Origin of the sequence: Nocardioides pocheonensis (genome assembly GCF_003725535.1) — a bacterium.
GTDB classification, from domain to species: domain Bacteria; phylum Actinomycetota; class Actinomycetes; order Propionibacteriales; family Nocardioidaceae; genus Marmoricola; species Marmoricola pocheonensis.
Map to the genome: position 1 here is coordinate 103,710 of NZ_RJSF01000047.1, position 25,655 is coordinate 129,364.

At 68.4% G+C, this 25,655-nt stretch carries 21 protein-coding genes; 8 read left to right on the forward strand and 13 right to left on the reverse strand.

Annotated features, from left to right (window positions below):
* Positions 1–14 precede the first annotated feature (14 nt).
* Both EFL26_RS21190 and sfnG read right to left on the reverse strand, forming a co-directional pair.
* Positions 15–1,220, reverse strand: a complete 1,206-nt coding sequence (locus EFL26_RS21190; RefSeq protein WP_123224912.1) for an SfnB family sulfur acquisition oxidoreductase — start codon at positions 1,218–1,220, stop codon at positions 15–17.
* Positions 1,217–2,326, reverse strand: coding sequence for a dimethylsulfone monooxygenase SfnG (gene sfnG, locus EFL26_RS21195; RefSeq protein ID WP_123225134.1), 1,110 nt, complete (start codon positions 2,324–2,326; stop codon positions 1,217–1,219). The genes EFL26_RS21190 and sfnG overlap by 4 nt, the downstream gene beginning before the upstream one ends.
* Positions 2,327–2,463: 137 nt before the next feature.
* Between sfnG and EFL26_RS21200 the strand changes: the two genes are divergently transcribed.
* Positions 2,464–3,369, forward strand: coding sequence for a LysR family transcriptional regulator (locus tag EFL26_RS21200; RefSeq protein ID WP_123224913.1), 906 nt, complete (start codon positions 2,464–2,466; stop codon positions 3,367–3,369).
* An 81-nt stretch (positions 3,370–3,450) separates the two neighbouring features.
* On the opposite strand, the gene EFL26_RS21205 is transcribed toward EFL26_RS21200, so the two are convergent.
* From EFL26_RS21205 to EFL26_RS21215, 3 genes are all read right to left on the reverse strand, one after another.
* Entirely contained in the window at positions 3,451–4,374 is a 924-nt protein-coding gene (locus EFL26_RS21205) for a MetQ/NlpA family ABC transporter substrate-binding protein (RefSeq protein WP_123224914.1), read from the reverse strand.
* Between the two features lie 80 nt (positions 4,375–4,454).
* A complete protein-coding gene (locus EFL26_RS21210; RefSeq protein ID WP_123224915.1) occupies positions 4,455–5,126 on the reverse strand; it encodes a methionine ABC transporter permease in 672 nt (223 codons plus the stop codon).
* Positions 5,123–6,139 carry a methionine ABC transporter ATP-binding protein gene (locus EFL26_RS21215; RefSeq protein ID WP_123224916.1) on the reverse strand — a complete coding sequence of 339 codons (1,017 nt, stop codon included), beginning with the start codon at positions 6,137–6,139 and terminating at the stop codon, positions 5,123–5,125. Before EFL26_RS21215 ends, EFL26_RS21210 begins: the two co-directional genes overlap by 4 nt.
* A gap of 220 nt (positions 6,140–6,359) precedes the next feature.
* Between EFL26_RS21215 and EFL26_RS24390 the strand changes: the two genes are divergently transcribed.
* Together EFL26_RS24390 and EFL26_RS21220 are read left to right on the forward strand one after the other, a co-directional pair.
* Positions 6,360–6,524 (forward strand): hypothetical protein, encoded by a 165-nt coding sequence (locus EFL26_RS24390; protein ID WP_183408306.1) that lies wholly within the window; start codon positions 6,360–6,362, stop codon positions 6,522–6,524.
* Between the two features lie 44 nt (positions 6,525–6,568).
* Positions 6,569–7,588 (forward strand): sulfotransferase family protein, encoded by a 1,020-nt coding sequence (locus tag EFL26_RS21220; RefSeq protein ID WP_246000319.1) that lies wholly within the window; start codon positions 6,569–6,571, stop codon positions 7,586–7,588.
* Here EFL26_RS21220 and EFL26_RS21225 read toward each other — a convergent pair.
* From EFL26_RS21225 to EFL26_RS21260, 6 genes are all read right to left on the reverse strand, one after another.
* Complete coding sequence (locus EFL26_RS21225; protein WP_123224918.1) at positions 7,531–8,418, reverse strand: hypothetical protein; 888 nt, start codon at positions 8,416–8,418, stop codon at positions 7,531–7,533. The two genes, EFL26_RS21220 and EFL26_RS21225, sit on opposite strands and share 58 nt — an antisense overlap.
* Before the next feature lie 388 nt (positions 8,419–8,806).
* Positions 8,807–11,551, reverse strand: coding sequence for an FAD/NAD(P)-binding protein (locus tag EFL26_RS21235; RefSeq protein ID WP_123224919.1), 2,745 nt, complete (start codon positions 11,549–11,551; stop codon positions 8,807–8,809).
* Positions 11,548–11,967 (reverse strand): rhodanese-like domain-containing protein, encoded by a 420-nt coding sequence (locus EFL26_RS21240; RefSeq protein ID WP_221177092.1) that lies wholly within the window; start codon positions 11,965–11,967, stop codon positions 11,548–11,550. The genes EFL26_RS21235 and EFL26_RS21240 overlap by 4 nt, the downstream gene beginning before the upstream one ends.
* The gene (locus tag EFL26_RS21245) at positions 11,964–12,491 is read right to left on the reverse strand and encodes a cysteine dioxygenase (RefSeq protein ID WP_123224920.1); all 528 of its coding nucleotides are present in this window, start codon (positions 12,489–12,491) and stop codon (positions 11,964–11,966) included. Before EFL26_RS21245 ends, EFL26_RS21240 begins: the two co-directional genes overlap by 4 nt.
* Positions 12,492–13,541: 1,050 nt before the next feature.
* Positions 13,542–14,918 (reverse strand): flavin monoamine oxidase family protein, encoded by a 1,377-nt coding sequence (locus EFL26_RS21255; RefSeq protein WP_123224923.1) that lies wholly within the window; start codon positions 14,916–14,918, stop codon positions 13,542–13,544.
* A gap of 121 nt (positions 14,919–15,039) precedes the next feature.
* Positions 15,040–15,678 (reverse strand): TetR/AcrR family transcriptional regulator, encoded by a 639-nt coding sequence (locus EFL26_RS21260; RefSeq protein WP_123224924.1) that lies wholly within the window; start codon positions 15,676–15,678, stop codon positions 15,040–15,042.
* 218 nt (positions 15,679–15,896) lie between these two features.
* Here EFL26_RS21260 and EFL26_RS21265 point away from each other — a divergent pair, with 218 nt between their 5' ends.
* From EFL26_RS21265 to EFL26_RS21285, 5 genes are all read left to right on the forward strand, one after another.
* Positions 15,897–17,042, forward strand: a complete 1,146-nt coding sequence (locus tag EFL26_RS21265) for an acyl-CoA dehydrogenase family protein (RefSeq protein ID WP_123224925.1) — start codon at positions 15,897–15,899, stop codon at positions 17,040–17,042.
* A 22-nt stretch (positions 17,043–17,064) separates the two neighbouring features.
* Positions 17,065–18,531, forward strand: coding sequence for an NAD(P)-binding protein (locus EFL26_RS21270; RefSeq protein ID WP_148046795.1), 1,467 nt, complete (start codon positions 17,065–17,067; stop codon positions 18,529–18,531).
* A 175-nt stretch (positions 18,532–18,706) separates the two neighbouring features.
* On the forward strand, positions 18,707–19,306 hold the full coding sequence (locus EFL26_RS21275; protein WP_183408307.1) for a TetR/AcrR family transcriptional regulator: 600 nt from the start codon (positions 18,707–18,709) through the stop codon (positions 19,304–19,306).
* 227 nt (positions 19,307–19,533) lie between these two features.
* Positions 19,534–20,904 carry an LLM class flavin-dependent oxidoreductase gene (locus tag EFL26_RS21280; protein WP_123224928.1) on the forward strand — a complete coding sequence of 457 codons (1,371 nt, stop codon included), beginning with the start codon at positions 19,534–19,536 and terminating at the stop codon, positions 20,902–20,904.
* An 88-nt stretch (positions 20,905–20,992) separates the two neighbouring features.
* Positions 20,993–22,486, forward strand: coding sequence for an NAD-dependent succinate-semialdehyde dehydrogenase (locus tag EFL26_RS21285; RefSeq protein WP_123224929.1), 1,494 nt, complete (start codon positions 20,993–20,995; stop codon positions 22,484–22,486).
* A 56-nt stretch (positions 22,487–22,542) separates the two neighbouring features.
* Here the strand turns inward: EFL26_RS21285 and EFL26_RS21290 are convergent, their stop codons facing one another.
* Both EFL26_RS21290 and EFL26_RS21295 read right to left on the reverse strand, forming a co-directional pair.
* Entirely contained in the window at positions 22,543–24,093 is a 1,551-nt protein-coding gene (locus tag EFL26_RS21290; protein ID WP_123224930.1) for a class I adenylate-forming enzyme family protein, read from the reverse strand.
* A gap of 181 nt (positions 24,094–24,274) precedes the next feature.
* On the reverse strand, positions 24,275–25,624 hold the full coding sequence (locus tag EFL26_RS21295; RefSeq protein ID WP_123224931.1) for an NAD-dependent succinate-semialdehyde dehydrogenase: 1,350 nt from the start codon (positions 25,622–25,624) through the stop codon (positions 24,275–24,277).
* Between the last annotated feature and the right edge of the window lie 31 nt (positions 25,625–25,655).

Here is a 25,655-nt window from a genome sequence, read left to right on the forward strand (position 1 = left end):
CTCCTTGGGCCCGCTCAGAGCTGGCCGTGGTTGGGGGGCGCGATGCGGTCGACGGCCCAGCGGCCCAGGTGCTGGACCTTCCAGGCCGCCGGGTCGTGCAAGGTGTGGGTCCGGGCGTTGCGCCAGTGCCGGTGGAGGTTCAGCCGGTCCAGGGCCGAGCGGGTGCCGGCGACCTCGAAGATCCGGTTGCCGACCTCGAGCGAGGCCTGCGCCGACGCCGAACGGGCCGCCGCGACCGCGAGACTCGCGTCGGCCGCCGAGGTGGCGGTCAGGTCGGCGTTGGCTCGGTCGACGGCTCGCGCCGCCTCCCCTGTCAGCGCCTCGGCCGCACGCACGGACAGCTCCAGCTGGCCGAGCGCGTGCACGACGAGCGGGTCCTCTGCGGCCCGCTCGACGCCGGCGTCGGCGTACGGGCGGCTCTTGGTGCGCACGAACGCGGCGCCCTCCTCGAGCGCTCCGCGCGCGATGCCGGTGTCGATCGCGGCGTGGAGGAGCTGGGCGAACGCGCCGTAGGTCTGCGGACCGGTGAAGGTGAGGTGGTACGGCGTGATCCGGTCTTCGCCGACCACGACACCGTCGAGGCGCACGGTGCCGCTGGCGGTCGTGCGCTGACCCATGCCGTTCCAGTCATCGACGACCGTGACACCCGCCGCGTTGCGCTCCACCCAGGCGACGTGCAAGGGGCCCTCGGTGCCGAGGTGGGCGAGCACGGGGATCCAGTCGGCCAGCAGGGCGCCCGTGCAGTAGGCCTTCTCCCCTTCAAGGCGCCACCGACCGGCGCCGTCGGCGTGCAACGTGGTGCGGTAGTCCCGCGAGGTTCGGGTGCCCAGCTCCGACTGGGCGTTGCCGAAGCGCTTTCCCGCAAGCACCTCGCGGAAGAAGAACCCCTTCTGCGCAGGAGTCGCCTGGTGTCGAAGCGCGTTGACGTAGACGAAGTGGCTGTGCGGGATCTGGGCGACGTTCGGGTCACCCGCCGCAAGTGTCGCCACCACGGACGCCACCACCTCGGCCGGGAGGTCGGCACCGCCGTGCTCGGTCGGGACGGTGATCGCGAGCAACCCGCTCGCGGACAGCTGGTCCAACTCGCTCCCCGGTAGCACCCTCTCGGCGTCGCGGGCAGCCGCTCCCTCGGCGAAGGCTGCGCCCAGCGCGGAGGCCGTCCCGAGCGCGGCCCCGGCGTCGAGCACGGGCACGACCGGACGCGCCGCGGTCAACGTCATCGGTTCGCGACCTCGAGCGCGGCGGCCTCCTTCTCGCGCAGGATCGGCAGCACCTTCTGGCCGAAGTACTCCACGTCCTCGAGGTAGTGCAGGAACCCGCACAGGATGAGGTTCACCCCGAGTCGCTTGTACTCGAGCATCCGATCTGCGACCTGCTCGGGAGTTCCGATGAGGCCGGTCCGGAAGCCGTCGTTGTACTGCACGAGATCGGCGAACTCCGAGTCCTGCCACATTCCCTTCTTGTCGCCGGTCGACTGGCCGGCCTGCTTGACCGCAGAACCGAAGCCCTCGACGGCTTCGCGATCCGCTTTGTCGACGATCTCCCGCAGCACGTCGCGCGCTTCGGCCTCGGTGTCGCGGGCGATCACGAAGCCATTGACCCCGAAGCGCACGGTGCGACCGTGCACCTGGGCGACCTCGCTGACGTCACGAACCTGCTCGGCGATTCCCTCGGGGGTGTTGCCGTTCGCGAAGTACCAGTCCGAGACGCGGCCGGCCATGCCGCGGGCGTCGGTCGAGTTGCCACCCTGGAAGATCTCCGGGTGCGGGCGGCCCGGCACCTCCACCGGCTTCGGCTTCAGGTCGAAGTCGTGGAGTCGGTAGAAGTCGCCGTTGAGCTCGGCATGGTCGGAGGTCCAGATCTCCCGCACGTAACGGATGAACTCCTCGGCCCGGCGGTACCGCTCGCCGTGCTCGAGCCACGGCTCACCCAGCTTGGTGAACTCGTCCTTGAACCAGCCGCTCACCACGTTGATGGCGGCACGTCCTCCGGAGAGCTGGTCTGCGGTGGCGATGAACTTGGCCAGCACCCCCGGCTGCCACAGGCCCGGGTGGATCGCGGCGATCACCTTGAGTCGCTCGGTGGCGAGCAGCAGGGCGAGGCTGAAGCTGGTGGACTCGTGCTGGTACGCCGCGCCGTACGACGCGATGTAGCGGACCTGGGACAAGGCGTACTCGAAGCCGTTGTTCTCCGCGAGCACCGCGAGCTTCTTGTTGTACTCGTATCCCCAGTCGGTCCGCTGCTCGATCTTGCTGACCACCAGGCCCCCGCTCACGTTGGGGACCCAGTAGGCGAACTTCAAGGGCTCGGTCACCGGTTCGGTCATCATCTCTCCTATGTCTACTTCCTTGGTACACTTTAAGCACACGGTGGGCCTTCCGGCGCGGCTCTCCTGTGGCGGTTCCGGCGAACCGGGGGTCGGCAACACCTCTCACCCACGAGCAGGATCAGGAGGACCTGACGGTGCGCATCGAACAGCTCGAGTACGTCGCGGCAGTGACCCAGCACGGGTCCCTGCGACGGGCCAGCGAGCAGCTGCACATCTCCCAGCCCGCCCTGAGCGAGGCGATCGCGAAGCTGGAGCGCGAGCTGGGCGTGACCCTGCTCGACCGGCGCCGGTCGGGCGCGCGCATCAGCCGGGAGGGTAGGGAGCTGCTGCGCGGCATGGAGGAGGTCCTGGAGGCGGTGGGCCGACTCCGGGTGCTCGCCGGTGACCAGCAGGTCAGCACGCGCGCGATCCGGATCGGCACGGTCAACGCAGGCACGGCACGGCTACTCCTGCCGGCGGTGCACCACCACCAGCGCACCACCCCCGGCGCGACCGTCGAGATCCGCAACCTGCAGCAGCACGAGATCCAGGCCGGGCTCGTGGAGGGCAGCCTGGACCTCGGTCTGGTCAACCTCCTCGGTGGCGACGACCTCCCACCGGACCTTGTCGGGACCACGCTGTTGCATGGCCGCCCCGTCGTGGTGATGCCCGCCGACCATCACCTGGCGGAGCACGCCGAGGTGACCACGGCGCAGCTGCGTGGCGAGCCCTTCGTCGGCATGCGGGCGGGCTATCTCATGCATCGCTATGCCCATCGGCTGTTCGGCTCCGAGCTGCCCCGCGAGTGGCACAGCACCGACGGCGCCGAGATGGGGAAGATGATGGTCGCCGAGGGTTTGGGCATCTCCTTGCTCCCCGACTACAGCGTGCTCGGCGACCCCCTGGAGCGGGCGGGGCTGATCACGTTCCGGCCCATCGCCGGTGACGCCACCCGGGTGATCATGACGCTCCTGCACCGCCGCCGGCTGCCCGTGCCGCAGGCCGTGGCCGACGTGGTCACCGCGTTCCGCGTCGTCGCGGGCCTGGGTGCCACCGCATGACCACACGTGCTCCGGACATGAAGTGGCCCGGGCCGATCTCCGAAGGAGCACACCGAAGGTGACCGGCCCGGGCCACGCCTGTCACGACGACGAGACCGGGGCCAGCTGGCCCTTGAGGTTCGGGTCGTCGTTGGTCGCGAGGTACTTCTGGACGCGCGGGTCGAAGAAGATCTTCTTGAGCACCGCCACCTGCGGGTCGTCGAGGTACTTCGTGCCGACGACGAGCTGTCCTGCGAATTCACGTGGCGCGGGCGGCGCGTAGATGCGGTCCTTCTCAGGGGTCCCGGCGTCGACGAAGGACATGTTGTAGTCGATCACCGCATCGACCGAGGGGAGCGTGCGCGGGCCGGCGCCGTACTCCATGTAGGTGAACTTGTAGCCACCGATGTTCTGGGCGATGTCCTTCTCGGTCGCCTCCCACGGGTTGACGCCGTCCTTGAAGGTCAGCTTGCCCGCCCGCTCCAGGATCCACAGAGCCTGGGCGGTGTTGGCCGGGTCGTTCAGCAGGGCGATGGTGGCGCCCTTCGGCAGGGCGTCCAGCGAGGGGTACTTCTGGGAGTACACCGAGTACGACCACTGGAACACCGGGCCGAGGGCCGTGAGCTTCATCCCGGTCGAGTCCAGCACCTGCGCCAACCAGTGCTTGTGCTGGTAGATGTTTGCGATGTAGTGGCCGTCGGCCGTGGCCTGGTCGAGCTGGTTGCCGTCCTCGATGCCGACCGGCTTGATGGTCACGCCGTACTGGGGTGCGATCTGCTTGTCGAGGTACTCCAGGAAGGCATGCTCACTGGCGCTGCTCGCCTGGTAGGAGATCGCGAAGGTCTTGCCGAAGTGGCTGCCGGAGATCGTGCCGGAGCCGGAGCCGCCGCTTGCCGCCTTGGCGACGACGACCCCGACCACGAGGACAGCGACGACCACGAGGACGAGGACGGGGAGGAGCCAGGGCTTGCGTGGACGGCCGAGATCGATCTCGGCGGCAGCGTGGCGGGACTGGGTCGTGGACATGAGGTTTCCTTTTCGTGTGGACGGGCTGGTCGGCCGGACAGGGGTCGGACGGACAGGACCGGACGCGGGGCGGGAGTCGGCTATCGAGTCAGCGCGCGGACGACGCGGTCGCCGGAGAACTGGATCAGCTGCACGAGCGCGATCAGCACGACGATGCAGGCGAGCATGATGTTGTTGTCGAACCGCCGGTAGCCGTAGTTCACGGCGAGGTAGCCCACGCCTCCCGACCCGATCGCACCGGCGATCGCGGAGTACTCGATCATCGCGATGACGTTCAGGGTGACGCCGGCCACCAGGCCCGGGAGGGCCTCCCGCAGCTGGATGCCCGAGATGATCTGCCAGCGGCTGGACCCGGAAGCCACGCCGACGTCGAGCAGGTCCCGCGGCACCTCGCGGACCGCGTTCTCCGTGAGGCGGGCGAAGAAGGCAACGCCCGCCACCGACATCGGGATGATCGCGGCCTTGAAGCCGATCGTGGTGTGGAAGACCCACCGCGTGACCGGGATGATCGCGGCCATCAGCACCAGGAAGGGCAGCGAGCGCCCGAGGTTGGCGATCCAGCTGATGGACACGTGCACGGCTCGGTTCGGGGTCAGCCCGAGCGGGGACGTGTTGAAGATGAGCAGACCGAGCGGTCCGCCGACCAGCACGACGACCGACATCACGATGAGCACCGTCCGGGCGGTCTCCCACACCGCGGGACCGAGGAGGCCGGGGACGTCGTGCCACGCAGTTCCGAGGAGCGGGATCATGCCGCCGTCTCCCCCGCTGCGCCGGCGACCACGCCGATCCCGCCCATGATCTGACGCTCCGCGGTGATCCCGAGCGCCTCGAACACCGACGCCACGCGGTGCGCGTCCTGATTCGGGTCCAGCCCGACGGTGAGGCGTCCGACGGAGGATCCACCCACCTCCTCCGTGAGGGCCGAGAGCAGCGCGAGATCTCCCAGCTGGGCGGAGGCACGACTGAGCCAGAACGGTGACACCACGTCGGCGGCGTAGCGCAACGTCCACAGGGCCAGACCCTCAGGAGCGCGCGGCGTGGGCGGCATCGGCAGCAGTGCGCGCGAGAGCGGCGAGTCCGAGCGGCGTACGACGTCGACGACAGAACCGTGCTCGACGATGCGGCCGTGGTCGAGCTGTGCCACCTGGTCGGCGATCCCGCGCACGACGTCCATCTCGTGGGTGATCACCAGGAGGGTGACACCGAGCTCGTCGCGCAGGCCGGTGAGCAAGCCGAGGATGCTGCGGGTGGACTCAGGATCGAGCCCTGAGGTCGCCTCGTCCGCAAGCAGCACCGACGGCCGAAGGGCGAGACCGCGCGCGATCCCGATCCGCTGCCGCTGACCACCGGACAGCTGAGAGGGGAAGTGGTTGGCCCGGTGCAGCATGTCCACCCGCTCGAGCAGGTCGCCGACGCGTCGGCGCACCTCGGCGTCCTCCAGCCCCCGGTGGCGCATCGGCAGTGCCACGTTCTGCGCCGCGGTGAGCCGCCGCAGCAGGTTCGCCGACTGGAACACCGTGCCGATCTCGCGTCGCGCGCGACGCAGCTCCCGACCGGAGAGTGCCGCCAGGTCACGGCCACCGACGACGACGCTGCCCGCGGTGGGACGCTCGAGGAGGTTGATGCAGCGCGCGAGGGTGCTCTTCCCCGCTCCACTGGGACCGACGACCGCGGCGATCTCGCCGTCGGCGACGGTGAAGTCGATGCCGTCGAGCACGGTCGTCTGGCCGTACACCTTGGTGAGGCCGGAGATCTCGATCATGGGGGCCGCTCCTGTTGCGACGTGGGCAGAGCTTGATTGTCTATCAACTTACTTGACTTAAGTCTTAGCCGCGCCCCCCGGACACAAGGTTCCGCCGATCGCCCCCTCGGCGATCTCGGGCGCCACGTCATCCCGGCCGACCGGCCGTGTACGGACTTCCCAAATGACTATTAAGTCACTAGACTTTAATTTCTTACCGGTCGACCGAAGGGACGAGGCCATGCACGTCGAGCTCTCGAGGTGGCGGTTCTGGGACCAGACCAGGTCCGTCGAGAACGCCCTCGCGGCGAGCCTGGAGCTGTCCCGGGCACGACGCGAGCGGGACGAGATCGACGCCTTCGTCGCTCGCGCGCTCTCCGGTCGCCTCGAGACCCAGAGCGCCTGACCTGCCCGCGTCTTCGGCTACCTGATCCGGAAGGGATGAGGGGATTGCCCCGCTGGCCTGACTTCTTCATCGCGGGAGCGCCCAAGGCGGGCACGACCGCGCTGCACTCCGCCCTCGTCGGCGTACCCGGCATCGCCCTGAGCTCCCCGAAGGAGCCGAAGTTCTTCCTCTGCGACGGCAGCCCGCCGCCGCGCGCGCGGCACCGCGGGCCCGGGGACGCGCACAGCCGCCAGGAGTGGGTGTGGCGCGAGTCGGACTACCTGCGCCTGTGGGCAGGCGCGCCCGACGAGGCGGTGCGCGGCGAGAGCACCCCGTTCTACCTCCACGACCGGGAGGCGCACCGCCGGATCGCGGCGGTCGCCCCGCACGCGAAGTTCGTCGTCCTGCTCCGTGACCCTGTCGACCGGGCGTACTCCAACTGGATGCACCTGTGGTCGGACGGCCTGGAGCCCGAGCCCGACTTCGTGCGTGCCGTCGGGCTCGAAGCGTCACGGCTGCGGCGAGGGTGGGCGCCGTTCTGGGCCTATCGCGGCCTGGGTCGTTACGGCGAGCAGCTGGAGCACCTGTTCCGGCACTTCGACCGGGCCCAGGTGCTGGTCCTGCGCTACCGGGCGCTGGTCGACCAGCCGGACGAGACCGTCGCCGCGGTGCTGCGCTTCCTCGGCGTCCCAGCCGGACCTGCGCACCTCGTCCCGCACGACAACACGCGGCCGCTGCGGCCCGACACGCTCCGGACCCGGTCGCTGGCCAGGCTGGTGCGCGCCGGTGCCGCGGCCGGCGCCTACGCGCCGCCGCAGGTGTGGCGGAACGTCAGCCGGCCGCTGCTCCGCGAGCTGCACCGCAAGGGCACGCACCGGCCTGACCTGACGCCCGAGCAGCGCCGGCTCGTGCTGGAGCCGATGCTCGCCGACCTCGACGTCCTCGAGCGCGTCACCGGGCAGTCGTTCGAGGACTGGAGAGGCGAGTCGGGACGGGGCTCCTTCACCGCGCGCGTGAAGGAGAAGGCTCAGTCGACCAGCTCCGTCACCAAGTCGTGGGCTCCGTCGGGACGGGCGAGCTCGTAGTACAGCCGCCTCCCTCCACCCGGAAGGTCCACGACGCTCGCGTAGCGCAGCGCTCCGTCCGAGTACGGCGATCCGGTCGACGCTTCGTCCTCGGGCACGAGGAGCCCCTCGTCGCCTCGCGCGACGCCCGTCTGCTCGAACCAGTTCGCCTCCGCCGAGGCGCGTCCGTCGTACAGCACGGTCAGCGGGTCGTGGTCGAGGACGGCCGTCACGCGCGTTCCTCGGGAGTCCCACTGTCCCGGCCGCGGCGCGAGGACCACCCCACCCAGGGTCCACCGCAGGCCGTCGTCCGAGATCGCCACGCGGGTGTGCATGCGGTCCTCCTGGCCGGGGAGGTCGAGCGGGTGGCAGCAGACCCACATCCGCCAGCCGTCGTCGGCTGCCTCGACGACCGGGTCCTTGACGGCGAGCGACCCGTCACCGGGCACGCACATCGTCCGCTCCCCTGACGGAAAGCCCTCGGGAGCCGGCGCGTCGACGGCCTCGATCCACCAGTGCTTGGAGCCCGGCGTCGCACAGCTGAGGTAGAGCCGCCATCCTGCGGCCCCGAGATCGACGAGCGCCGGTCGCTCCAGCGACTCGGCACCGAACTGCTCACGCCGCACCTCGGTGACCCGCGTGAACCGGACGCCGTCCTCCGACCGCGCGACCACCACGGCCACGCCGCGGCCCTGGTCGAGCGGCTGCCGGACCCGGTACGCGAGCCAGTAGACGCCGTCCACCAGTAGGGCGCTGGGCGCTCCTGCCCAGTTGCCGGGGCCCGTCGCCGGAGCCTCCACCACGACCCGGGCATCCTCCGGACGCGGTCGCACGCCCGTTGCTGTCTTCATGCTCAAAGTCTACCCGATTACTCGACTAAACGGGGATGATCCTCGAGCCGGCCTCATCACCTCAGTGGGACTGCCACGCGTCGCCGTCCGACGTCCGGCTGCTGACCGCGCGCGGGAGCTTGCCCGTCGCCAGCTGGCCGACCGTGACGTTCTCGAGGACGTCGCGCAGCGAGCGTCGACTCGCGATCCACGTGCTGCAGCACGGCGGCCGACTCGTTGTACTGAACCGCCTCGGGTCGGAGACCGTAGATCGAAACCAGCGGTCCGTCGACCGCTCGCCGCGCGATCTCGATGAGCGCCCGCAGCGCGTAGTCGGACTGCGCAGTGACACGCATGGCGGGAGTCTCCCAGATCTGGCGTGCTCGAGGTCCCCGACGCGGCCGGCCCCCTACCCGGCGAGCAAGGAGGTGGCCAGCACGTCGCGGCGGCGGCCGTCCAGCGGGGAGGGTCGCCGTGCCAGCCGCCGGTCGAGCAGCAGTCGGGCAGCCTCGGTCTGTGCGTCGTGGACGAGGCAGTCGATCAACGTCTCCTCGAGCACCTCGCGTTGCGCGGCCGAGCCACCGAGAGCGTCGATCCGCTGCATGGTCTCCTCAAGCAGGGCCGCGGCCGCGGCGTACTCCTGGTCGAGGACGAGGGCCAGGGCGTCGCACACCGTGGCCACCGTCGCGCTCATGGCCGGCTCCGCGGATTCCCGGCAGTGGCGTGCCAAGGTCTCCAGCGCGTGCCTGTCCGCGTTCCCCGCATGGCCGAGGGCAGCGTGGAGCGCAATGAACGGCGTGCCCGGCGTGGTCAGGAGCCGCGCATCGACCTGCTCCAGCACGGGAGCCACCGGAGGCGTCTCACCCGGCTGGATCGCGGACATCGTCATTCTCCACCGCCAGAGCAGGGAGGCGGAGTCGACGAGCGCGCGCACGCCCGTGACACCGGGAGGTGCGAGCTGGGAGTAGTAGCGGGCGCGCACCGCCTCGAGGTCGCCGAGGGCCAGCTCGTGGAGCGCGGCATGCCAGGAGAAGTGGGCTCGGTGGCTCGCCGACCGGCCGCTCGACGCCACCCAGTGGTCGAGCCAGGTGCGTCCGACGTCGTGCTGCCCGGTCTCGTAGAGCACGTGGGTCAGGGCGTGCACGGCGTGCCCGGAGGATGGCTCGCAGGACAGCGCGCTCTCGGCCAGCAGGCCGGCCTCCTCGAAGCGTGACTGGTCCTGGCGGGTGAAGGCCAGCAGGGAGATGTACCACCAGTGGTCGCCGTAGGCAGGGGCGAGCCCCTCGACCAGGTCCCACGCCTCCTGCTGCACGTCGGTCACGCCGGAGAACGCGATCGTCGGCACCGCCGCCGACACGGCGAGCGCATCGCGCGGGTGCTCGGCGATGTGCGCCATCAGGGCGCGTGCCCCGGCTCGGCGTACGTCCTTCACGCGCTCCGCCACGACGTCCACGAAGCTGCGCTCGCGATCGTCCGCGCGCTTGCCGGCTGCTCGGCGGGCGGCGTCGAGCTCGGCCTGGACGTCGGCATTCACCCCTGCTTCGTGACCGAGGAGCGCGAGGGCCGCGTGGGCGATGGCGAAGTCGGGATCGACCTGGACGGCCTCCCGCAGCAGGTCCTCACCGCCGTCCTGCAGGCGCATCACCCGCTCGAGGCCGGCGTTGTAGAGGGTCGCCGCCTCGGCCGTCGTCGAGAGGGGAAGACCGAGCGGGTCCCGCGGGCGGGCCACCGGGTGGTGGCCGCCGACCAGGCGCCCGTCAGCCAGGCGACGGGGTGCCGGGGCGACCGCCTCGAGGACCGCGCCCGCGACGGCGAGCGCCTGGGCCCGGATCTCCGGAACTGCCGTCGACTCCCACAGCTCGCCACGTCGCAGCGCTCCGAGCGCCCAGATCGGCGCGTGGCTGGAGCCGTGGGTGTCGACGAGTCGCCCGTTCTCGGTGCGAAGACCCATCCCTGCCGTGGCCGGCGTCGCCAGCGCGGACCCGGCGCGTGGTCGCAGCAGGTCGTCGATGAGCGGGTCCCCGAGGAGGCGTACGTCGGTCTGCGGCCCGGTGCAGTTGACCACCCAGCCGACGTCGCGGCTGGACCCGTCGGACAGCTCGACGCGAAGCCCGCCGCGTGGCAACGGCTGCGCAGCAACCACCTCGCCGGCGCCGATCTCGAGTCGGCCGTGCGTCCGGAGCTCGTCGATCCGGGCTCCGCTCGACAACGGCAGCCGGTGCCGCAGGACGTTCCAACTCCCCGCGTCCCGGCGCAGGAACTCCAGTCGATCGTGCTCACCGAGCCGGTCCCACAGCGCCGCGACCTGGAACCGGATGCCGTCCATGCCCGGCCGCCAGTCGCCGGTCGTCAGGGACACCGTCGCCAGGTGCGCCCGAACGGCACACCGCAGCTCGTCCAGGGTGTGACCCCAGGTGGAGATGTCCGGGATGACCGCCGGCCGCAGCTCCGGGGCGTGGACCTCGGGCAGGCGCCCGCTCCGAGACACCGCGTGGACGACCCGGTCCCGGCGACTCTGTCCGTCGACCAGCGACAGGACGACGTCGACCATCGTCAGCCCGGTGCCCACGACGAGCACGTCGGCAGGTCCGGTGCGGTCACGACGTACGACGTCGAGCGCGCCGGGCGCCCATGGGTCGGGGACGAAGAAGGCCGAATCCTGCACGGACTCCGGCGCCCACCCGGACCCGGCGCGGGGAAGGCCGCACCCCAGGACGACCGCGTCGGCGGACAGCTCCTCGCCCCCGTCGAGACAGACCAGGGCGCCCGAGGGGCGCCGACGCACGCCGACCGCGCGCGCCCGCAGGTGGTGGGCCGTCGTGTTCACCAGGCTGGTGGCGAGCGTGGTGGTGAGCAGCTCGTCGAGGTAGCGCCCGTACTCGCGCCGTGGCGCGAACTCGTACGCCTCGCCGCCACGCCACTGCACGAAGTGCGACGGGTCCTCGGGCAGAGCGCTCATGCCGGCGGCCGGCACGTTGAGCAGGTGCTGGTCGTCCACCGTGCCGAACGCAGTGCCCCGACCCCAGCGGTCGGCCGGGTCGACCAGGGTGATCTCGAGCCCGACGCCCCGTCGCCCGGACTCGCGGGCGAGGTGGATCGCGGCAAGCGTGCCGGACGCGCCAGCCCCCACGACGACGACGTGCGGGCGGCTCACGGCGCCACCGCCCCGACGACGTGCTCGACCGGGGTCGGACCGGTCGTCGTCGGCAGCCCTGCAGCACGCCAGGCGTGGATGCCGCCGATCAGGTCCGTCGCGTCCAGGCCGAGCGCGACCAGTGATGCGGCGGCCAAGGAGGATGCGTAGCCCTCGGTGCAGTAGACGATCCAGCGCATGTCCGCCGAGGCCATGGGCAGGCGCGCGTCGGAGGTGGGATGCAGGCGCCACTCGAGGTGGTTGCGCTCGATCACGATCGCCCCGGGGATCTCGCCGTCGACGCTGCGCTGCCACTCCGGTCTGATGTCCACCAGCAGGGCACCCGCGCGCACTTCGTGCTGCGCCTGCTGGGGCGTGAGCCGCACGAGATCGGCGCGGGCTGCGTCGACCATGGCCTCGAGGGTCGCGAACGTCACGACGCCGCACTCCTCGGAGCGGGCGCCTCGGGGTCGTCGGTCCAGCTCGACCCGGTGTGCCGGATCGTGCTCGCGACCGCGTCGTAGTAGCGCATGAGCCGGATCGGCGGGGAGTAGGCGTGCACGCTCACCGCCGGGGCTTCCCGGTGGTTGCGCACGTCGTGGACGTACGCCGGGCCGAATGCGACGACGTCTCCCTCCTCGCGCACGTTGTTGACCAGCAGTCCCGCCCCGTCGGCTGCGTCGCTCCAGACGTACTCGTTCAGGACGCCCTCGACGACCGCGAACGCCCCCGACGAGTCGCCGTGGTCGTGGAGCTCGGTGCCCTGCTCGGTGGTCCAGCTGATCAGCCAGACGTCGACGTCGTCGTCCTGATGGATCCGGACGTGCCAGCGCTGGTCGGTCTCGAACTCGGCGACGTACCGTCCAGCGCGCACGTCGTCGGCGTAGTGCTCCACGACGTCACGAAGCTCGGCGAGCGACAGTCGACGTCCGCGACCGACGGTGGGAGATGAGTTCCGCATGCACCCTTGATATCAAAAGTAGAGTTAGTTAGTAAACTTTGAGCACTCGTGTCGCGCCGGAAACACGCCCTGCCGGCGCCGAGCCGCGAGCTCACGCCGAGATGCGGCCGTGCGGCCCACCCCTCTGGGTCGGAGCGGCGAGAGAGCAGAAACGGCGGCCCGAAGACCGCCGAACCTGGTGGAGCTGACGGGATCCGAACCCCTGACCTTCTCCTGCCATCGGCACCGTGCACTACCCACCGGGGCGAAGAAGAACGGCTCCCGAAAAGCAGAACGGCGGCCCGAAGACCGCCGAACCTGGTGGAGCTGAGGGGATTCGAACCCCTGACCTTCTCATTGCGAGAGGGGCGCCTTCACCTGTCGCCGGATTTCGGAGAAGCTCGGCGACACCTGCTCTGACCTGGGCCGACACCAGACATCGGTGTTGTAATCAGCCACGATAGTACCCGAGCAGCACGGAAGATCTCGGGCTTCTTCGAGCCGATTCCGCGGAGTAGACGCGGATCGACCGTCCCAACTGTCGGATCGAGGACCCGCGTCAAGGAAATGGGCGTGTCACGCACCCAAGGCCGCAGTTCCGGACGCGACCATGTGACCATGACGCTTATATGACGCTTATATGACGACGGGCGAGCTATGCGACTTCTGGCCTAGTTTGCGCCGGCGGCGCAGGAGCGAGGGCCGGGCCACCCGTCCTCTAGTTGGGGATCACCCAGCGCAAGAGGCGCGGAGGTTCTCGCAGTCGAACCGTCTAGTCAGCACACTCAGGCCAGGGACGCAGAGGCGCCACGACCACGCACGAACGGCTGCCATCGGCAGCGTCAGCCTTCATCGTCTCGACCCCAACGCAGACTCCCAACCGCCGCCCAGCGCGACGCGCGGCCCAGCTGAAGTCCAGGACATGCTCGGCAGGAACGGCATCCACGCGAACGACGTATCGACCCGACGTGGCCAACCCGTCGGCGATGTCGTCGACCAGGTCCTCGGACTGCAGCCGACGCCACGGTGCGGAGAGGACTGCGACCACACGGTCCAGAGCGGCCAAGGGGTTCACAGACTTTCCCTTCGGTCGCCACGTCGCGCCGACGCAGCAAGCACTTCGTCTGCGGCTCGGCGACCGGAGCGGATGGCGCCGTCCATGTAGCCGTTCCAGATCGGCGACGTCTCTGCCCCCGCCCAGTGGATCCGATCGACGGGCGCCGCCACGGCCTTGCCGTACTGCGTCCAGGCTCCTGCCCCGAGCCTGCCGCCGTAGCACCCGCGGGTGAACTCTTCGGCGTTCCAGTCCTGCTCGACGACGTCGAAAGGCTCTGCGGCACGTGGACCGAAATACTTGACCAGCGCGTCCACCACCACCTGGCGGCGCTCTGAGGGGGTGAGGAGTGCAGCCGCGCGAGCGTGCTTACCCTCGATGAATCCGACCAGCACGCCGCACGACGCGTCAACCGGACTGTTGTCCAGGACGACGTTGAAGGTGTCGTCCAGGCTCATCACGGTCCCGTTCAGACCGTCCTGGCGCCAGAAGGGTGTGTCGTAACCGATCTGGAACTTGATGACCGACCCTGCCGGGAACTGTTGGGTGAGTGCGTCGCGCGCCGCCGGGAGCGCGGGCACGTAGCGGATCCGGCCGGCAAGCGTCTGGGGAATGGCCACCACCGCGCGGCCTGCGGACACGCTGCCGCCCTCGAACTCGACGACCACGCCGTTCTCGTCCTGCCGGATGGTCCGAACCACAGCACCCAGCCGGACGCGGTCGCCCAGCTCAGCGGCGATTCGTTCAGAGATCTGGTGCGTCCCGCCGAGGACCCGGCTCTCTTGTGCGCCGCCCGTCGTGGAGACCAGCGTCTCGAAGCTGGTGCCCGATCGCACATAGAACAGGAAGTGCAGGAGAGACATCTCGGGCGCCTCAGCCGAGAAGACCGCCGGGACCATGATGCGGAAGAAGCGCCGGACGATCTCGTCTCGTGTGTTGTTCACCAGCCACCCGTCGAGGGTCTGGCGGTCCAGCTCCTCGGCGCCATCGGTCTCCCAAGGTGACTCGGTCGAGACCGTGGACGCGAGGGCCTCGATCTCCGCCCACATCCGACCCACCTCGGCAGCGGATTCAGCCGGCAGCCCGTAGGTCTCGTCCGAGAACCGCAGCGCCTCACCGTCGACGTACGTGATCGCATCGCCCTCGTCGTAGCTGGCGAAGGTCTCGAGCCCGAGCTCTTTGATCAGGGCGAGCACGACGTCCTGGGTCGGCCCGACCCACTGGCCACCCATCTCGACCGCGACACCGTTGCTCAAGGATTCACCCATCGTTCGGCCGCCGACGCGCTCGCGCGCCTCGAGCACCGCGACGCTCCTGCCGGCTGCCACCAGATTCCGGGCCGCCGAGAGTCCGGCCAATCCAGCGCCGACCACCACGACATCAATTTCGGCCATCACTCCACCTCTTCAAGTCAGTCGTATGACTGAGTTGAACGCTACGGCGACACAGGGATGAGCACAAGTGTTTCGGACGGGCGGATTCTCGGCGCCCGCGGACCACGGAATGCTGGCGGCGTCAGTCAGTCCGGGAAGGCGCCCGGCGTGATCTTTGGTCGGGGGACGCGTTCACGAGCGAGAGCACCATGTTCCCCAGGGCGTCGAGATCCTCCCGCGACCGTGCGTCGTTCGGATCGCAGACGTGCTGCAGGATGAGGCCATCCATCCCCGCCACCATGACGCGAGCGAGCTGGGCGAACGGAACGGCACACGTTTCGCCGGCGTTGTGGGCGGCCTCCTGGCACCAGGCCGCCACGATGCTGCAGTAGCGCTCGTACTGCCACCGCGCGAGGTTCTCGTGACCCTGGGTCCGGAGGGCGTAGATGGTCAGCTCGTACTGGATGAGCTGGAGATCGGCCTGATCCGCGACGAGGCGAGCCCAGAAGCTCTTCAGGCCCTGGCGGATCGCGTGCTCGAGCCCGTGGTTCAGCTCCGCGGACTCCTGCAGAACCTCGGCGATCTCCTCGACCACGTCCTCGATCACCGCGCGCAGCAGCTGCTCCTTCGACCGGAAGGCGTACTGCATGGTCCCGAGCGGCACCCCAGCCTCCCCCGCGACGGCGCGGAGCGTTGCACGGGCGACGCCGTCCCGGGCCAGCACGCTTCGGGCGGCGGCGACCATCTGTCGACGACGCAGCGCCGCTTCGACGTACGCCATGAAGCACGCCCCCTTTCAGTCGGCCGACCGAGATTGTCGCACAGTCTCGTGTGGGTTAGCCCACAAAGCGCTCGTCGCCTATTCCCTACAGGTGCGCGCCGTGTCACGCTTCGAATAGTGCACTTCGAACGAAGTGTGCTATCAAAACTATCCGCACCGGCGACCGCACAGGACCCCACGCCCGGGCATGCGGCGGGGTCCACGAGAGAGGTATCACGATGAGGCGCGACATCTACGACGAAGACCACGAGGACTTCCGGACCTCCGTGCGCGGATTCCTCGAGCGGTCGGTGATCCCCAACCTCGACACCTACGCCGAGAACCGGGCCTTTCCCCGCGAGCTGTGGCTCGAAGCCGGTGCCCAAGGCTTGCTCGGGCTGCAGATCCCCGAGGAGTACGGCGGAGCAGGCACAGACGACTACCGGTTCACCGCCGTCGTCGGCGAAGAATTCACCGGGCTCAATGCTGCGCTTGGCAGCTGCTGGGGCATCCACGCCGACACTGTCGCGCCGTACTTGATCACGCTGCTCACCGACGCGCAGAAGAAGCGGTGGCTGCCGGGCGTCGCGTCCGGCGAGATCCTCACTGCGATCGGCATGACCGAGCCCAGCGGCGGCTCCGACCTCGCCGCGCTCAAGACGACCGCCGTGCGTGACGGTGACGGGTGGGTGCTCAACGGTTCGAAGACCTTCATAACCAACGGCTATTCCGCCGATCTCATCGTGGTGGCCGCTCGGACGTCGCCGGAGAAGAAGGCACGTGGGATCACCCTGTTCGCGGTGGATGCGACCGCGGAGGGCTTCTCCCGTGGCCGCAAGCTCGACAAGGTCGGCCAGGCGGAGTCGGACACCGCCGAGCTGTTCTTCGAGAACGTGCGGCTCACCGATGACGAGGTGATCGGAGAGGTGGACCACGGCTTCATCCACATGATGGAGCACCTGCCTCAGGAGCGGCTGGGTTCGGCGGTGGGGAACCTCGCGCACGCCAAGCAGATCCTGGTCGAAACTCTGCAGTACACCAAGGAGCGGCAAGCCTTCGGTCACAACATCGGATCGTTCCAGCACAACAAGTTCCTGCTCGCGGAGATGTTCACGCAGGTCGACGTCGCCCAGGCCTACGTCGACAAGTGCGTGCTCGCCCACACCCAGGGCGAGCTGACCGCGATCGATGCCGCGAAGGCGAAGTGGTGGACCTCGCAGACCCAGTCCGAGGTGCTCGACCACTGCGTGCAGCTGCACGGCGGCTATGGCTTCATGACCGAGTACCGCGTCGCCCGCGCCTGGCGTGACGCCCGGGTGACCAAGATCTGGGCGGGCTCGAACGAGATCATGAAGGAGCTCATCGGCCGAGACCTCGGGCTTTGACCGCACGAACGGCAAGGCGACCGTGCACGCCGATGCCCCATTCAAGACCCCGCACACGAGTGAAGTGGACACGTTTATGCAGCTGGAAACCGACTACCTCGTCGTGGGGGCCGGAGCCTCGGGCATGGCTTTCGTCGACGCCTTGATCGAGCACTCGGACGCCGACGTGATCATGGTCGACCGTCGTCACCGTCCGGGCGGTCACTGGCACGACGCCTACCCGTTCGTGCGGCTCCACCAGCCGGCGGCCTGCTACGGCGTGTCGTCGACGGACCTGGGTCAGGACCGCATCGACGAGCGTGGGAACAACGCCGGCATGTACGAGCTCTCGTCTGCGCCGCAGATCTGCAGCTACTACGCCGAGGTGATGGATCGGGTCCTGCTGCCGTCGGGCCGAGTTCGCTTCCTTGCCATGTCGGAGTATCGAGAGCAAGGCCCGAACGACTACCGCGTCGTGTCACTGCTGACCGGCGAGGAGATGCGGATCCGGGTACGACGACGCGTCGTCGATGCCACCTACATCGAGCCCGACATTCCGTCGAGACGCCGGCCCGAGTTCGAGATCGACCCGGGGGTGATGGTGATCGCCCCGAACTACCTAGTGGAGATCGGGTCCGCGCCCAGCGGTTTCACCGTTCTCGGTGCGGGCAAGACGGCGATGGACACCTGCACCTGGCTCCTGGAGAACGGGGTCGAAGCCGACTCGATCACCTGGGTGCGTTCTCGCGACGTGTGGTCGATCGACCGCGCCTGGACCCAGCCACTGGACCTCGTGGAGAGCCGCGCGCGGTTCAACGCGATCTGGCTCAAGGCCGCTGCTGAAGCAGACAGCGGAGCCGACATGGCCCTCCGGCTCGAGCAGGAGGGCCTGTTCGTCCGGATCGACGACGGGGTGCCCCCGACGGCGTTCCGCGGCGCAACCATCAGTCGCGCGGAGGTCGAGGGCCTGCAGGCGATTCGGAACGTGGTGCGGGACGGAAGGGTGCAGCGGCTGCGCACTGACGGGATGGAGCTGAGTGGCGGGTTCCATGCCCAGCCCGACGACCAGGTCTATGTCGACTGCACCGCGACCGGGCTGAGGGCGCTCACTCCCCACCCGGTGTTCGAACCGGGGCGTATCACCTTGCAGTACGTCACACCCGGATACGCGTGCTGGAGCGCAGCCACACTGGCGGTCGTCGAGGCGCTGTGCGACGACGACCCCTTGAAGGAGCACCTCTCGCTCCCCGTGATCTACACCGGCAACGTCGACGATCTGCTGTCCTTCACCGATGCATTCCTCACCAGTGCTGCCAGGCGTAGCGAGCAGGCGGACATCCGCGCCTGGTCCGGACACACGCGACTGAACCCGGCACGCGGGCTCCGGGAGCGCGCGAGCGATCCTCAGCTCAGGCAAGCACTGGATGAGGCGAGAAGCTGGGTCGAGCCCGCCCTGCGCAACATCGAGAAGCATGTCGGGCGGGTTGAAAGCCGCCCATGGACGGCGTGATCGCCTAGAAGACACGACGTCGCCGCGATCCCGAGCTGACTCACGGGTGTCCAACTGCCCTCAAAGCTCGTGATTACACTGCAGACGTTGCGCGTCGGTCGAGCAGAGAGAGTGTCGAATGCGAGCAGATCCTTCGCCCGAGCTCGGGATGAGAGAGCGGAAGAAGAAGGACTCGATGGCCCGCTTGCAGACCGCCGCGCGAGAGCTGATGTGGGCCAAGGGCTATGAAGCCGTGACGACGAAGGAGATCGCCCTCCAGGCTGACATGGGCGAGGCGACTCTCTTCAGATACGTCCCCTCGAAGCTGGACCTGTTCCTCCTCGTCTACGGGCAGGAGTTCGAGAAGGTCGTCGATGACTGTGAAGGCGCAATCGCGAAACTTCTTGACGATTCCAGCACCCACCCGGACAGCTACGTGAAACGGATCCTGGCCAGCTACGACATGTTCGCGCAGCTGTACAAGCGTTACCCGGAACTCGCCTTCACCTTCGTCAAGGAGTCCTTCGGCACGTCGACGGCTGTCGGCAGCAGCGGACTGGAGTACGCCGACCGCTGGTTCGGACTCCTGGAGCAGGTTCTCGAGCGCGGCCAGCAGGCCGGCGCCCTCGTCGCCATGGACACGCCCGTCGTCGTGCAGAACTGTCACGCCCTGTACGTTCATGAAGTGCTGCGATCGCACGCTCGCCGGCTACCGAAAGCTGCGATGCCCAAGCGCCTTCGCCACCGTTTGGCCACCCTGCTGGAGCCACTTCAGGCATCTGCGTCGAACCGCTGAGGTCCCCCGTAAGGGACGCTGCCTCCGGCCGTCACCCGGGGTCCGCACATCGCTCAGTGGACGGTGTGCCGTAACAGCCGTCGGACCACGCTCGGACTCGACGAAAGGCGGCCCGCTGAGGCGTGAACCTCTGCACTTCCGCCTTCTCAGGGCGACTCTTTCGTGCCATACTGAGAGCTCACTTCGATCGAAGTCTACTTTCACTAAGATGCTCTCAGGAGTTCGAGATGGCCAAGCGCATTGGGCTCAATGCCTTCAACATGACCGCGGCGGGGCACCAGAGCTCGGGGTTGTGGCGGCATCCGCAGAGCCAGGCACACCGTTACAAGGACCTGGACTATTGGTTGGAGCTGGCCAAGACCCTCGAGCGTGGACGTTTCGACGCGATCTTCCTGGCCGACGTCCTTGGTCCCTACGACGTCTATGGAGACTCTCCCGCGGCCGCGCTGAGCAACGGCATGCAGATCCCGGCCAACGATCCGTTCCAGTACGTCTCCGCGATGGCATCGGTCACGTCCCGCCTCGGCTTCGCGCTGACCGCCTCGGCGACCTTCGAGCACCCCTATCCCCTGGCCCGTCGCCTGAGTACGCTCGACCACCTGACCAAGGGTCGCGTCGGATGGAACGTCGTGACGTCCTATCTCGCGAGCGCCTCTCGCAACTTCGGAGTCGCGCCCCTGGCTCATGACGATCGCTACGAGCTCGCCGAAGAGTTCATGACCGTGGTGTACAAGCTCTGGGAGCAGTCCTGGGACGACGACGCCGTCGAGCTCGACCGGGCACGCGGCGTCTACGTCAACCCGGACAAGGTCCACCCGATCCACCACGAGGGCCGGTTCTTCAACGTGGACGGCTTCAACATGGCTGAGCCGTCCCCCCAGCGAACGCCGGTCATCTTCCAGGCCGGAGCTTCTTCCCGCGGCAGGCAGTTCGCCGCAGAACACGGCGAGGGCCTGTTCGTCAACGTGCTCAACTCCAACCTCAGCAAGGTCATCACCGATGACATAAGAACCCAGGCGGAGGTCGCCGGCCGGAAGCGCGACGACGTCAAGATCTTCACGATCCTGACCGCCGTCGTCGCCGATTCGGACGCCGAGGCCGAGCGCAGGTACAAGGAGTACCAGGAGTACGCATCAGAGGAGGGTGCCATGGCGCTCTTCGGGGGGTTCTCCGGCGTGAACCTCGCGAAATTCGACAAGAACACCCCTTTGGAATCTGCCGACACCAACGCGATCCAGACCGTCCTCAACCTCTTCACCAAGCTCGACCCGACCCGGAAGTGGACGCCTGCCGACATCGCGAGCCACATGAGCATCGGTGGGGTCGAGCCGGTGCTCGTCGGCAGCCCCGAGACCGTGGCCGATGAGATCGAACGCTGGGTCGACGAGGGCGATCTCGACGGGATCAACCTGTCGTACGCCGTCACGCCGCATGACATTGAGGCGTTCGTCGACACCGTGGTTCCGGAGTTGCAGAAGCGTGGCCGGGTCTGGAAGGAGTACGCGGGGGAGACGCTTCGCGAGTACATCGCGGGGCCGGGCAACAGCCGGCTCTCGCCGACCCACCCAGGATCTCGCGTGGCCCGGCGGGCCCGCTGAATCGACGAGCCTCGGCCCCCTCCTGCCTGCCTGGACAGGCATCGCCCAGACCGACGCGAGAGAGAGCACCATGCGCGCAACGCCTACCATGGCCGGCAGCACCGGTCGACCCGTGGCCGAGCTCCACCGGCGGTTCGAACGCGACAGCGCCCTGAGCCAGCTGTGGATCGACGGCGAGTCGCTCGCGGCGCCACTGGACGGGACCTTCCTGGTGGAGGACCCGTCAACCACCGAGCCGATCGGCCGCGTCGCCGACGCTTCTCCAGCGGAGGCGACGCGGGCGGTGGACGCTGCCGCTGCGGCGTTCGAGGACTGGTCCTCGACACCGCCTCGAACGCGCGCCGAGATCCTCCGACGCGCGTTCGACCTGATGATCGCGGATGCCGACTACCTTGCGTACCTGATTATGCGGGAGAACGGGAAGTCCCTCGCCGACGCGCGTGGCGAGGTGACGTATGCGGCGGAGTTCTTCCGCTGGTTCAGTGAGGAAGCCGTCCGGCCGGAGGGCTCCTATGCCACTGCGCCGACCGGCGGCGTTCGTGCGGTCGTCACCCACCGTCCGGCTGGCGTCGCCGTCCTCGTGACGCCGTGGAACTTCCCACTCGCCATGGTGACGCGCAAGGTGGCGCCTGCTCTCGCAGCCGGCTGCACAGTCGTGTTGAAGCCGGCAGCGGAGACACCTCTGTCGGCCCTGGCGATCGGGCAGATCCTGGCCCGGGCGGGCGCACCCGCGGGAGCGTTCAACGTCATCCCGACCGTGGACGCCCCGACGTTGGTCAACACGATGATCGATGACGACCGAGTTCGAAAGCTCTCCTTCACGGGGTCGACCCGAGTCGGACGACTGCTCCTCCGACGCGCTGCCGACCGCATCGTCAACTGCTCGATGGAGCTAGGCGGAAATGCCCCGCTCATCGTCGGCCCGGGCGCTGACGTCGAGACAGCAGTGGAAGGAGCGATGGTTGCCAAGTTCCGCAACTCCGGTCAGGCGTGCACGGCCGCCAACCGGTTCTTCGTCCACGCTGACGTCGCAGATGCGTTCCTGGACCAGTTCGGAGGTCGTGTCGCAGCACTGAAGGTCGGCGCACCACTTCAGAGCGATGTCGAGATCGGTCCGCTGATCAGCGAGCGCGCGGTCCGCGGAGTTGCCCAACTGGTGGAGCATGCGGTTGCCCAAGGTGCCCGCATCTCGGCGCAGGCGCCGCTGGGCGGCTCCTTGAACGGCTACTTCTATCCGCCCACCGTCCTGGACGGCGTACCCATCGAGGCGGACATCCTCGAGCAGGAGATCTTCGCACCGGTGGCGCCGGTGGTCAGGTGGCACGAGGAGGACGACCTGGTGCAACAGGTCAACCGCAGCGAGTACGGCCTTGCGGCGTACGTCTTTTCGCGGGACCTGAGGTGGTCCCTCGGCCTCGCAGAACGACTCGAGACTGGGATGGTCGGGATCAACCGCGGGCTGGTGTCGGACCCGTCGTCGCCCTTCGGCGGCGTCAAGCAGTCCGGCATCGGACGAGAGGGAGCTCGCGAAGGCCTCCGTGAGTTTCAGGAGACGCAGTCCTGCCTGATCGACTGGACTTGATCGGCGCCTCGAAAGCCTCCCTTTATGCGAGCACCTCTGACTGAGCCCGGAGGCGACTACTCGTTCAGAGCCGGAGTCATCGCAATCCGCTGCGGCCGGATCCCGTTGTTGAGGACCTCGTCGTGATCGATGTCGCGCTTGAGGATCTTGCCGGTCGTGCCCTTGGGGAGGGCGTCACAGACCTGGTAGACGCGCGGGACCTTGTACGCCGCCAGCCGCTCCGCCAGCCATTCGCGCAGATCGGCCAGGTCGAGGGATACTCCGGGTTGCACGACCACGACGGCGGCCACCTCTTCCCCCAGGCGCTCGTCGGGGAGCCCGATGACGGCACACTCCAGGACCGCGGGATGGCCGTACATGACGTCTTCGACCTCGGACGGGTACACGTTGTAGCCGCCGCGGATGATCAGCTCCTTGATGCGGCCCACGATCCACAGGTCGCCGTCTGCGTCCATCCGACCCAGGTCGCCGGTCAGGAACCAGCGACCGTTGCGCACTGCGGCCGTTGCGTCGGGACGGTTCCAGTACTCCCGCATCACCCCCGGCCCATCGATCGCCACTTCGCCGACCTCACCGATAGGTACTGGTTGGTGATCAGCGTCCAGGACCGTGACAGTGGTGCCCGGGACTGGGCGTCCCACGCTGCCTTCCTTCGGCTCGTGAGCCGGGGACTGAGCGGTAGCGGCGCCGGTCGTCTCCGTCAGTCCATAGCCGTCGATGACGCGCGGGCCGAACCGTGCCTGAAAGGCCTCGCTCACCGCCTTGGGCAGCGGCGCTCCGCCGGTGAGGCACAACCGCAAACCTGAGAGGTCGTGCGCAGACAGCGAGGTACGGGCGTGAAGCATTTCGTTCCACATGGTCGGAACGCCCGCCATCGTGGTGAGGCGATGGCTGGCCGCCATCTCGAGCATGCTGACGGCGTCGAACCGTCGCTGGAGCGACAGGGCGGCACCCACGTGCTGGGTCGAGGCCATCACGGAAGCCTGACCGTACACGTGGAAGAGCGGCAGCGCCGTGCCCACTCGGTCGTCAGGACCGATTGCCTGGACCTGTGACAGGGCGTTCCCAGACGCAAGAAGGTTGTGGTGCGTGAGGACCGCTCCCTTGGGCTTTCCGGTGGTCCCCGACGTGTAGAGCAGCACGGCTGCGTCATGCTCATCCACGTCGACGTAGGAGGGACGCTCGCCGGCGGCGCCGACGGCGCCTGGACCGATCGAGCCCGGATCCAGGATCCAGGTGGGACGCGTGACTGCCGTGGCTGCGACCAGCAACGCGTCCGCGACGTCGCGGTAGCCGACGGCGAGCTTGCAATCCGCGTCAGTCAGGAAGTACTCGATCTCGGGCGCTGTGCAGAGGGTGTTCACCGTCACCGCCGTGGCTCCCAGGGACAGCACACCATGGTAGACGAAGACGAACTCAGCCACCGTCGGGACGACGAGCAGGACTCTGTCACCTCGCCCGACCCCACGCCGCTCCAATTCCACTGCGGCGCGAGCGATACCCGCCCGTAGTTCGTCGTACGTCCACGTGCGTCCGTCCGCTCGCAGCGCGACGTTCTCGGGTGTGGCGTCCGCGTGCCGCCAGATGTTCTGCACTGCGTTGGTCATCGGTTGCCATTCCTCTGTGTCACAGCGGCGCTCGGTTCCTGCCGCCTCAGTTGTTGAAGTTCGCGATCGCTGCGTTGAAAGCCGCCGCTGCGTGAGCAGTCCACCGACCCATATGGCCATGCCCCGAGAAGCCCCTAGGTCGGGGAAAGCCGCGACTCGATCGCCCGTGCTGCTGCAAAGATCACTTGACCGTGCGGATGAGCTTCTTGTTGACGAACTCGTCGATCCCGAAGGGGCCGAGCTCCCGGCCGAAGCCGGACCGCTTGATGCCTCCGAACGGCATCTCGGGGCCTGTTGCGTAGACCCCGTTGATGATCACCATGCCGGCATCGATGCGCTCGGCGACCCGGCGGGCTTGGTCCGCATCGGTGGTGAAGACGTACGAGCCCAGGCCGTACGGAGTGTCGTTGGCGACCTCGATCGCCTCGTCCTCGTCCTTCACCTTGAAGACCATCGCGACCGGGCCGAACAGCTCCTGCTTGGCGGCGTCGTCGTCGGGTGTGATGCCCGTGAGGACTCCCGTGGGGTACCACGCGCCTCGCCGCTCGCCCTCGGTCGCAAGGCGCGCGCCGTGGCTGACGGCGTCGGCGACCTGCTGCTCGAGCCTCTCCGCGGCAGCCTCAGACGACAACGGGCTCGGCTCCGTGGCGAGCATGCGGCTCGTGAACTCCGAGACGAAGTCGTCGTAGAGGCTCTCGTGCACGATCATCCGCTTTCCCGCCGTGCACGCCTGCCCGTTGTTCAGAGAGATACGGGCCTGGATCGCATCGTCGACGGTGGCGGCGAGGTCGTCAGTGCTCAACACGATCACAGGGTCAGAACCACCGAGCTCGAGGACGACCTTCTTCAGGTGTCGTCCGGCGATCTCGGCCACGGCAGCCCCGGCGCGTTCCGAGCCGGTGAGTGAGACACCCTGGACCCGCGGATCAGCGATGACCGCTTCGACCTGGTCGTTGGTGGCGTACACGTTGAGATAGGCGCCGTCGGGGAAGCCGGCATCGCGGAAGATCGCTTCGAGCGCGGCCGCCGACTCCGGGCACTGGGGAGCGTGCTTCAGCAGGATCGTGTTGCCGGCCGCCAGGTTGGGGCCGGCGAATCGGGCAACCTGGTAGGCGGGGAAGTTCCACGGCATGATCCCCAGGAGGACACCGAGCGGCTCCCGGCGCACCACGGCGGAGCCTTCGCCGCTGAGGAGCGGCAGCGTCTGGTCCGCGAGGAAGGCAGCCGCGTTGTCGGCGTAGTAGGCATAGATGGCTGCGCTGAAGTCGACCTCGAACAGCGCATTCTGCAGCGGCTTTCCCATCTCCCGGTTGATGATCGCCGCGAGCTCCTCACGGCGCTCCGTGTGCAGCTCCGCGACGCGTCGTACGAGCGTCGCCCGGTCAGCGACCGATCCGTGTCGGCCCCAGGAACGGAACGCCTCGTGGGCCCTACCGACCGCTTCGAGCAGCTGCTCATCGGTGTGGTTCTCGTACTCGCGCACCAGCTCACCGCTGCTGGGATCCACAACGGCATAACGAATCTCGCTCATCACTTCAGCACTCCAAATCTGGCTCTGGGGA

Bases quoted from the DNA above. Each gene is read 5' to 3' on its own strand.
- EFL26_RS21280 (WP_123224928.1), top strand. From the start codon at position 19,534: ATGGCCAAGCGCATTGGGCTCAATGCCTTCAACATGACCGCGGCGGGG.
- EFL26_RS24390 (WP_183408306.1), top strand. From the start codon at position 6,360: ATGCACGTCGAGCTCTCGAGGTGGCGGTTCTGGGACCAGACCAGGTCC.
- EFL26_RS21260 (WP_123224924.1), bottom strand. From the start codon at position 15,678: ATGGCGTACGTCGAAGCGGCGCTGCGTCGTCGACAGATGGTCGCCGCC.
- EFL26_RS21295 (WP_123224931.1), bottom strand. From the start codon at position 25,624: ATGAGCGAGATTCGTTATGCCGTTGTGGATCCCAGCAGCGGTGAGCTG.
- EFL26_RS21190 (WP_123224912.1), bottom strand. From the start codon at position 1,220: ATGACGTTGACCGCGGCGCGTCCGGTCGTGCCCGTGCTCGACGCCGGG.
- EFL26_RS21290 (WP_123224930.1), bottom strand. From the start codon at position 24,093: ATGACCAACGCAGTGCAGAACATCTGGCGGCACGCGGACGCCACACCC.
- EFL26_RS21205 (WP_123224914.1), bottom strand. From the start codon at position 4,374: ATGTCCACGACCCAGTCCCGCCACGCTGCCGCCGAGATCGATCTCGGC.
- EFL26_RS21265 (WP_123224925.1), top strand. From the start codon at position 15,897: ATGAGGCGCGACATCTACGACGAAGACCACGAGGACTTCCGGACCTCC.
- EFL26_RS21285 (WP_123224929.1), top strand. From the start codon at position 20,993: ATGGCCGGCAGCACCGGTCGACCCGTGGCCGAGCTCCACCGGCGGTTC.
- EFL26_RS21215 (WP_123224916.1), bottom strand. From the start codon at position 6,139: ATGATCGAGATCTCCGGCCTCACCAAGGTGTACGGCCAGACGACCGTG.
- EFL26_RS21275 (WP_183408307.1), top strand. From the start codon at position 18,707: ATGGCCCGCTTGCAGACCGCCGCGCGAGAGCTGATGTGGGCCAAGGGC.
- EFL26_RS21245 (WP_123224920.1), bottom strand. From the start codon at position 12,491: ATGCGGAACTCATCTCCCACCGTCGGTCGCGGACGTCGACTGTCGCTC.
- EFL26_RS21255 (WP_123224923.1), bottom strand. From the start codon at position 14,918: ATGGCCGAAATTGATGTCGTGGTGGTCGGCGCTGGATTGGCCGGACTC.
- EFL26_RS21210 (WP_123224915.1), bottom strand. From the start codon at position 5,126: ATGATCCCGCTCCTCGGAACTGCGTGGCACGACGTCCCCGGCCTCCTC.
- EFL26_RS21225 (WP_123224918.1), bottom strand. From the start codon at position 8,418: ATGAAGACAGCAACGGGCGTGCGACCGCGTCCGGAGGATGCCCGGGTC.
- sfnG (WP_123225134.1), bottom strand. From the start codon at position 2,326: ATGACCGAACCGGTGACCGAGCCCTTGAAGTTCGCCTACTGGGTCCCC.